The 8,450-nt window shown below is 29.5% G+C and carries 8 protein-coding genes; 2 read left to right on the top strand and 6 right to left on the bottom strand.

The annotated features are described in order from the left end of the window. Nucleotides 1–73 precede the first annotated feature (73 nt). Nucleotides 74–1,552, bottom strand: coding sequence for a sensor domain-containing diguanylate cyclase (locus tag ACX6CF_RS13720; RefSeq protein WP_458785909.1), 1,479 nt, complete (start codon nt 1,550–1,552; stop codon nt 74–76). A gap of 277 nt (nt 1,553–1,829) precedes the next feature. On the opposite strand from ACX6CF_RS13720, the gene ACX6CF_RS13725 reads away from it, so the two are divergent. Continuing rightward, on the top strand, nt 1,830–2,360 hold the full coding sequence (locus tag ACX6CF_RS13725) for a hypothetical protein (protein ID WP_458785910.1): 531 nt from the start codon (nt 1,830–1,832) through the stop codon (nt 2,358–2,360). 175 nt (nt 2,361–2,535) lie between these two features. On the opposite strand, the gene ACX6CF_RS13730 is transcribed toward ACX6CF_RS13725, so the two are convergent. The 5 genes from ACX6CF_RS13730 to ACX6CF_RS13750 all read right to left on the bottom strand — a co-directional run bounded on the left by ACX6CF_RS13730 (nt 2,536) and on the right by ACX6CF_RS13750 (nt 7,380). After that, a complete protein-coding gene (locus ACX6CF_RS13730) occupies nt 2,536–3,357 on the bottom strand; it encodes an exodeoxyribonuclease III (protein ID WP_458785911.1) in 822 nt (273 codons plus the stop codon). A gap of 127 nt (nt 3,358–3,484) precedes the next feature. Continuing rightward, nucleotides 3,485–4,249: a sugar phosphate isomerase/epimerase family protein gene (locus ACX6CF_RS13735; RefSeq protein WP_458785912.1), complete on the bottom strand. Its 765-nt coding sequence runs from the start codon at nt 4,247–4,249 to the stop codon at nt 3,485–3,487. 31 nt (nt 4,250–4,280) lie between these two features. Continuing rightward, complete coding sequence (locus tag ACX6CF_RS13740; RefSeq protein ID WP_458785913.1) at nt 4,281–5,438, bottom strand: Gfo/Idh/MocA family protein; 1,158 nt, start codon at nt 5,436–5,438, stop codon at nt 4,281–4,283. Nucleotides 5,439–5,456: 18 nt separating this feature from the next. After that, a complete protein-coding gene (locus ACX6CF_RS13745; RefSeq protein WP_458785914.1) occupies nt 5,457–6,308 on the bottom strand; it encodes a sugar phosphate isomerase/epimerase family protein in 852 nt (283 codons plus the stop codon). 49 nt (nt 6,309–6,357) lie between these two features. Further along, nucleotides 6,358–7,380: a Gfo/Idh/MocA family protein gene (locus tag ACX6CF_RS13750; protein ID WP_458785915.1), complete on the bottom strand. Its 1,023-nt coding sequence runs from the start codon at nt 7,378–7,380 to the stop codon at nt 6,358–6,360. A gap of 194 nt (nt 7,381–7,574) precedes the next feature. Between ACX6CF_RS13750 and ACX6CF_RS13755 the strand changes: the two genes are divergently transcribed. Then, complete coding sequence (locus ACX6CF_RS13755; RefSeq protein WP_458785916.1) at nt 7,575–8,426, top strand: AraC family transcriptional regulator; 852 nt, start codon at nt 7,575–7,577, stop codon at nt 8,424–8,426. Nucleotides 8,427–8,450 lie beyond the last annotated feature (24 nt).

The following is an 8,450-nucleotide window of genomic DNA, read 5'->3' on the forward strand; positions in this document are numbered from 1 at the left end:
TTTTACAATATTTTCAACGTTATCAAAAAATATAGTAAATAAGCAAAAGACTATCCTTAATCTTGTTAATATTTTATTTAATCTTCACTTTGTTCCTACCACTTTTCTTAGCTTCATACATTGCTTCATCAGCTCTTTTTAGAATTTCTATCAACTGAATATCACTTCTTTTCATGCTGGTTAATCCTATACTTACATTAATACTGATATTGCCTTTGTCAGTTGTAATATCCATATTGGAGATCTTACCTCTAAGGTCCTCAGCTGCAATAAAAGCTTTTTTTTCATCTATATCCATTATTATGGCTGCAAATTCTTCGCCTCCAACTCGTCCAAATATGGCGTTATTACCTAAGGATTTAACACTTAAACGTGCCATATTCTCTAGTACAAGATCGCCTATATGATGTCCATAATTATCATTTACACTTTTGAAATAATCAATATCTATCATTAGCAGATTAAACTTACGCTCTTCTTTTTTTGCCAAGTAAAATTCATGCTTTGCAAGTTCCATGAAGTAACTTCTATTATTTGACCCAGTCAAAGAATCCGTTCTAGCTTGAATCTTCAATCTGTTTTCACGTAATTTATAACTTATTCCTTCAATAATAATTATTATTAATAATGATATAGCCGCAATACCAAATATTATCAACATAATTTTCAAGAAATCCTTTATATCTTGGTCTATATCATTTTCAGGGATTAATTGTATTATCCCCCATCCATTCAAATTGATCTCCTTATAATAAATAAAAAATGTGTTATTTTTGTAATTGATTTTTTTATATTCTTTACAATCCTTATCAAGTATCTCAATATTCTCTATCAGTTTATTCTTAAAAATTATATCTTCTTTATCATTTCCTACATGAGAATAGATAAATTCTTTATCTCTATTTATTAAGAAATTCATCCCTTTTTTTCCTACGATATAATTTTCCATAATAATATAGATATTGTCTAATCTAATATCAATACCTACATAACCAATTATTCTATTGTCTTCTCTTAACGCCTTCACAATAGACATGACTTGTCTAGAAGTACCATATTCTAAATACGGATCTGTTAATATAGCTTTATCTGAACTAGCCGCTAGTTCTCTCCAAGGTCTTTTATAGATATCATAATCTTTGATATCTATATTCTTATCAGCACATATATAAAAATTAGCTTGCTCATTAGCTACCCAAATATTATAAATATCATCATTCAATTCAATTATATTCTTAAAAGTATTTATAACTTTTGGATATAGACTATTTGTTGTCACATCTTTTCTATTTTTTACTTCTGAGAGATATTTATTGACATCTTCATTTGCTTCAATGATGTTTGCTATTATTTTATTATTTTCAAATATATTGGTGATATCTTTATTTACTAGTTGGGATTCAAGACATATTTGTTTCGTTGTATTATTACGAAATTTCTTAGTAGTTTGCTGATAAACAAATACAGAAGATATACTAAATACAATAAAAATTATTATAAAACTTCTTATAATAATTTTAAAATCTAAGTTAGACTTTAATTTACTACCCATATAATCGCCCCTAACCTAGTCATAATATACTATTATGATTAGGCATAATTCATTATAGTTATTATTATTTTAGCATATTTTTACAATATATTCAACTTCTACACAGGATATATAATAGTCAATTATTACTTAATCGAATATACTTATTGAATAATTAGATAATATGTTTTAATTCATGTTATTATATATTTTTTTAAAGATTATATATTAGTTGTTGACATATCTATATATTTGAATATAATAATATATAGATATAATTAAAAAGGAGAAATAGAAAATGAAAAAAAAGAATGCTAAAAGTCATCAGGGATGGAGTTATATAATAATAATAAGTTTTTTTATACTAGGAATAATTGATATTAGATTTGGAATATTAGGTATTGTTTGCATGGGTGCCCCTATATATCATGCTATAAGAGGTAGAGGAAAAATTCATTGTTCAAAATACTGTCCTAGAGGTTCTTTTCTAGGAAAATTCCTTAAAAAAATATCCCTAGGTCACACACTTCCCAAATGGTTAAGGACTAATAAAGCCAAAAATATTATCTTGTCAATAATGCTTTCTGTTTTTAGTATTGTTCTTACTTATGCTATTGTTCATCATGGATTTCATTTTGCAGTCATAGCTAAAGTATTTTATAGATTCATGTTAATGTCATTTGTAGTTGGTATAGCTATTGGTATTATCTTCAAGCCGAGAAGCTGGTGTCAAATATGTCCAATGGGTCATGGTTGTACTTTAATTAAAAACAATCAGGATTCTAAGTTGAAAAAAAATACTATCAAAATACCTGATATGCAAAATTAAGTTCAAAAAATCAAAAATAATCTTGATTAACTTCTATATAACTATCAAAATATATTATATAACTCCAACAAAAACAAGGTAAATATATTAGTATAACTATCTTAATAAATGAATAATTATATTAAATATATTTACCTATATTATTTATCACTTAAATTATTTGGATGATATTTTTTTATATATCCAATTCTAATTGTTCTTCATTACCACAAATAGAATCAATATTGATAGATTCATTAACTTCAATATCTAGTTCTAATTGAACAGGACAATGGTCAGAACCTAATATATCTGATAAGATATCTGCACCAATTAACTTTTCTTCTAATTTTCTAGAAACAGTAAAATAATCCAAACGCCATCCTACATTATTTTGTCTTGCGCTAAACATATAAGACCACCAGCTATAAGCATCTTCCTTGTCAGGATAAAAATACCTATATGAATCTATAAAACCAGAATCAAGTAGATTAGTAAACTTAGTTCTCTCTTCTATAGTGAATCCAGCATTTTTTTGATTTGATTTTGCATTCTTTATATCAATTTCTTTATGGGCTACATTCAGATCACCACAGATGACAACAGGTTTAATCTTATCAAGCTCATTAACATAAGCTTTGAAAGCATCTTCCCACTGCATTCTATAATCAAGTCTAAGAAGCCCTCTTTTAGAATTAGGTGTGTAAACATTAACTAAGTAAAAATCATCGTATTCTACCGTTATGACTCGTCCTTCTTGGTCATGTTCTTCTATACCTATTCCATTTTTAATAGATATAGCTTCCATCTTAGAGAATATTGCTGTTCCTGAATAGCCCTTTTTCTCTGCATAATTAAAATATTGATGATATCCTTCTAAATCCAACTCAATTTGCCCTTCAGATATCTTAGTTTCTTGTAAACACATAACATCTGCATCTACATCATTAAAAAAATCCAAGAAACCTTTTTTGACGCAAGCTCTAATGCCATTAACATTCCAAGATATTAGTTTCATTATGTCCTCCTTTGCCCACCATATTACAGTATTATATATATTAATTGTAATCAATTATTTTAGTATATTATATACTAACTTGAATAGTTAGGCAAAGTTAAAATGTTGCATGTCGGTCAGAAAATCTCTATAATCCGTGAACTTCTTTGAGATATCTTCTGCTTATTGCTAAACTTTCAAAAGGTTCTATTTCTCCTTTGTCTCTTTCAACTGCTGCATATTTTACTCCTGCTTCGTTACATGCTTTGATGACACTTTCCCAATCAATATTTCCAGAACCTATTTCTGCGAAGTATGGCTCGTAATTTTTGATACCATAGTCTTTTAGATGTATGATGTCAATCTTATCTGCTAATTTTGTGATGTATGATGCTGGGTTGGCACCACCTGCTTGAACCCAGTAAGTGTCTAATAGTAGTTGAACATGGTTGTTGAATCCTTCTGCTAGGATTTCTAAGCCTGTTTTACCGTTGTATTTTTCGAATTCAAAGCTGTGGTTATGGTATACGAAGGTTAATCCTTGTTGTGATACTATATCTCCTATATTATTAGCCCATTCTACAAAACTTCCATAGCCTTTTTCATCACGAGAAAATTGTTTTGGCATAGAACCTATTCCAATATAATCACATCCCCATGTTTTATGATATTTGATTAATGCTTCTAATTCGTTATCTAATTGGTCAAAACTCATGTGAGTAACACACATTGTTAGTTCATATTTTTCTAATAATCCTTTTACATACTCGGCTTTTTCATCATCTATGTATCCTGCTCCTGATAATTGAATATAGTCATAACCCATTTCTTTAACTTTCTTGAAAGTCATATTCATATCTTCTTTTGTTCCTAAATAATCATGTACTGTAAAAAGTTGCGCTGCTATTTTCATAATTTATACCTTCCTTACATTTATTATATTTTTAAAAAGTTCCATCAACATCAAGTGTAACATTCTTAGTTTCTTTGACTATTGTTGAATTCTTAATCTTTTCTTGTAGTTTGCTGTAATAGAGATCTTCATCAATAGGTAGGTTCACCCAATCATCCGTCCATGCAGATAGATGCATAGCGTTAGATATTGTGAGTCCTCTAATTCCTTCAACTGCTGGTGCTATCAATTCTTTACCATTTAATATTGCATCAACGAAGTTAGTTAGAATTGCTACATGCTGTTGTAGTGGATTAGGTGTTACATTTATCTCACACTTCCAGCATTCAGGGTTACCGAATCCTCCAGTAAATGTTGAGTTGAATTCTCTTTCTGATACCCTTAATCTCCAAAATGTGATTTTACCATCTTCTACAACTATTTTACCTTGGTCCCCGCTTATTTCTAGACGGTTAGTACCTGGTGCATCGCTTGTAGATGTAACAAATACTCCTGTTGCACCATTAGCATATTCAGCATATGCTGTGACATCATCTTCAACTTCAATATCATGCATCTTACCAAAATGACAAAATGCTCTAATTCTTGTAGGCATACCGCAAATCCATTGCCATATATCAAGTTGATGAGGGTCTTGGTTAAGAAGCACTCCTCCTCCTTCACCAGCCCAAGTGGCTCTCCATCCACCTGAGTTATAATAGCTTTGTGGTCTGTACCAATCAGTAATTATCCAGTTGACTCTTCTTATTTCACCTAATTCACCATCATCAATGAGTTCTTTAATCTTACTATAATAAGGATCGGTTCTTTGATTATACATAATAGCGAATACTTTATCTGTATTGTTACCTACTTCATTCATCTCACGTACAGCTTTCGTATATACCCCTGCTGGTTTTTCTATCACTACATGTTTATTAGCTTTTAATGAATCAATTGCAATAGATGGATGGTCATAATGAGGTGTTGCAACTATAACTGCATCAATATTACTATCTTTTAACATATCATGATGATTGTCAAAACACATAATATCCCCATATAATTCTTTGCTTTTCTTTAGCTTTTCTTCATTTATATCACAGACTGCAACTAATTTTCCATCTTTGACTTTACCTTCGTACAAAGACTTAGCATGGTTAGAACCCATATTCCCAAAACCTATAACACCAATACGTACTTGCTCCATTCTTGTCATCCTCCTGTTTTATAATTTCTCTAATAAATCTTTTAATGCTTCAACTGCCACTGCAAATTTTACTGGACCGCTATCTTCTAATTCTTCATTAACCTGACCGTTTTCAAGTTCTGCAAAACCTTTAAAATTACCTAAGTGTGGCTCTAATGATAAGAATCCTTCATATCCAGCTTCTTTTGCTTCTCTTAAAATTTCTTCTAATTTTCCATCTCCATAACCTGCTGGTACTACTTTGTGATTTTTATAAAGAGCATCTTTTATATGGAAATAAATGACTTCATCTTTTAAAAGATTGAATCCATCAGGATAATTCTTAACATCACATTGCACAAAATTAGCAAAATCATATATCAATTTGAACTGAGGACACTTAAGTGCTTTGATTAGTTCATTACATCTACGAGGGATATCCCCATAAATATCTTTCTCATTTTCATGAAGTAAAATGACATCATAATCTTTAGCATTTTTCAAAAATTCTTTCCAACGCCTTATAGTCTCTTCTCTATAATCATCTGGATCTTCCCCTTCTGGAATGAAGAAACTAAACATCCTAATATATTTTGTATCAAGAATCTTAGATAGTTCTAATACGTGTTTGAACTCATCCAAATGTGGTTCAAAAGGATCTGTAATCCCTATTTTACCTATAGGAGATCCTATAGCAGAAACCTTGACTCCTTTTTCATCCAACTCTTTTTTTATCTCTATAGCTTCTTCTAGTGTTAAATCAGCAATATTTTTATCATTAACACCTCGCATCTCCATATATTTGATACCATGCTTTTGCAAAACATCAAGTTGTGTAGATAAATCCATAGCTGCCTCATCAGAAAATGCTGATAAAATAAATTTACTCATTATAAATCCTCCTCTATAATTAGATATTGATTACATTGCATATATTGTTTTAATATTTCATTTTATAATAATCGTTATGTTTACTAGATGAATAAATACCTTGTACTATCTCTAATGTTTTCAGACCTTCATCTATATCTATTTCAACTGGTTTATTCTCAACTAAATCCTTATACACTTCATCAATGAATACCTTATGACCATTACCCCAATAACTTTTGTACCCCTTAATTTTATTATCAGCTACTATTTTTTCCATGTTTTCATTATTTTGTAACCATAAGGTACCATCTCTTAATGACAGCTTACCTTTTTCACATACTATCTCCATCTCGACAGACGAATCATCCACATAATTATTACTCCCATAGAAAAGACCTATTGCTCCATTTTCAAATTTTAGTGTTGCTTCTGCAGTATCTTCTACTTCTATTGCGTCACTAAGTAATCTCGTATCCACATGTCCTTTTATTCTATCTATCCTACCTCCAAACCATCTCATTAAATCAAGAGTATGAATAGCTTGATTAATCAACAACCCTCCTCCTTCGGTTTCCCATCTCCCTCTCCATACATCCTGCTTATAATATTCCTCGTCTCTTTTCCAGGTAATAAAAGCTTTCATACCAATAACTGAACCTAATCTATTAGAATCTATAATTGCTTTTGTTTCTACCAATGATGGATTATATCTATTTTGAAAAACTACAGCTATCTGTTTGTTCATCTTTAATGAAAGTTGTTTCAGATCTTGAACATCTTCCACCCTAATAGCAGCAGGCTTTTCAAGAACAACATGCTTAGAAGCTAATATAGCTTTTTTAGCCATCTCGTAATGCAAATAATGAGGTGTCAGTATATGAATCACATCAATACTATCATCGTATAGGATATCATCGATATTAGTACTATAATCACATTTATACTTACTGGCTAAACTTTTTGCTTTTTCCTCCACAATATCAACTAGATATAATAATTTTGCTTTATCATTGTTAATGATAGGTTGTATATGATTTTCAAATATGGTACCACATCCTACAATGGCAACACCTAGTTTATCCACTTCCATATTTTTCTTCCCTTCAAAGGTATTTGATTCTTATAATATAAAGTTATTGTATTATAATCATAGTATAAAAATCTATGAAGTTTTTGCTTTATATATTGCATATATTGCTATATAATAAAACTATGATATAGACACAGTAATAATTTTCTATCCTGATATTAATAAATGGCAAATATAAGAAAGAAGGTTTTATTGTGAGTGATTATGCTCAATATAAACAAGAAAGAGATTTCTGCTATTTTCACTCAATCTCTTTAGGTACTTTTACTATTCCTATTCATAACCATGATGTCAATGAAATTTTCCTATGCATCAGCGATAATATTAATTATTATGTAGATGGAAAAACATATGAATTAAATAAATATGATATTATAATTACTAATAACAAAGAATTTCACAGACCTGTATTAAGAATCAGAGATACTTATGAACGAAAAATAATCCAGTTCAGATCTGAATATCTATCTTTTTTTAATATACCTGAAAATAACCCTGTAGAAACCTATGAATCACGAATGTCCGGTCACACTAATGTTATAAGATCTTCTGATACACTAGAGAATAACTTAATTTATTACTTTATGGAAATAGATAAATATTGTAATAAACCTTCTGGTGATATAATGATTAAAACACTGCTTTTACAACTTATTATAAAATTGAACACTATAATATTCGAATCAAAAAAAGAAAAAAATACTATAAAATCTGACCCCAAGATTTTAGCTACACTAGAGTACATTAATGACCATTTAGATACTGTCATCAATCTAGATCTATTATCCAACAAATTTTTTATCAATAAATATTATTTATGTCACCTATTCAAAAAACATATGGGAATTACGATTATTGATTATATTAATCTGAAACGAATAGAAAAAGCAAAACACCTTCTATTAGAAGGTGTTCCAGTTACAGATGCTTGTTATTTAGTTGGTTTTAATGACTATTCCAACTTCTATAAAAAATTCAAGAAAATCGTTGGATTATCTCCAAAAAAATATGTTAAGGACTTTACTTATATCTCAAAACCTACATAGCATATCTATTTACTAGCATTTTTT

This window comes from Vallitalea sediminicola (assembly GCF_054408565.1).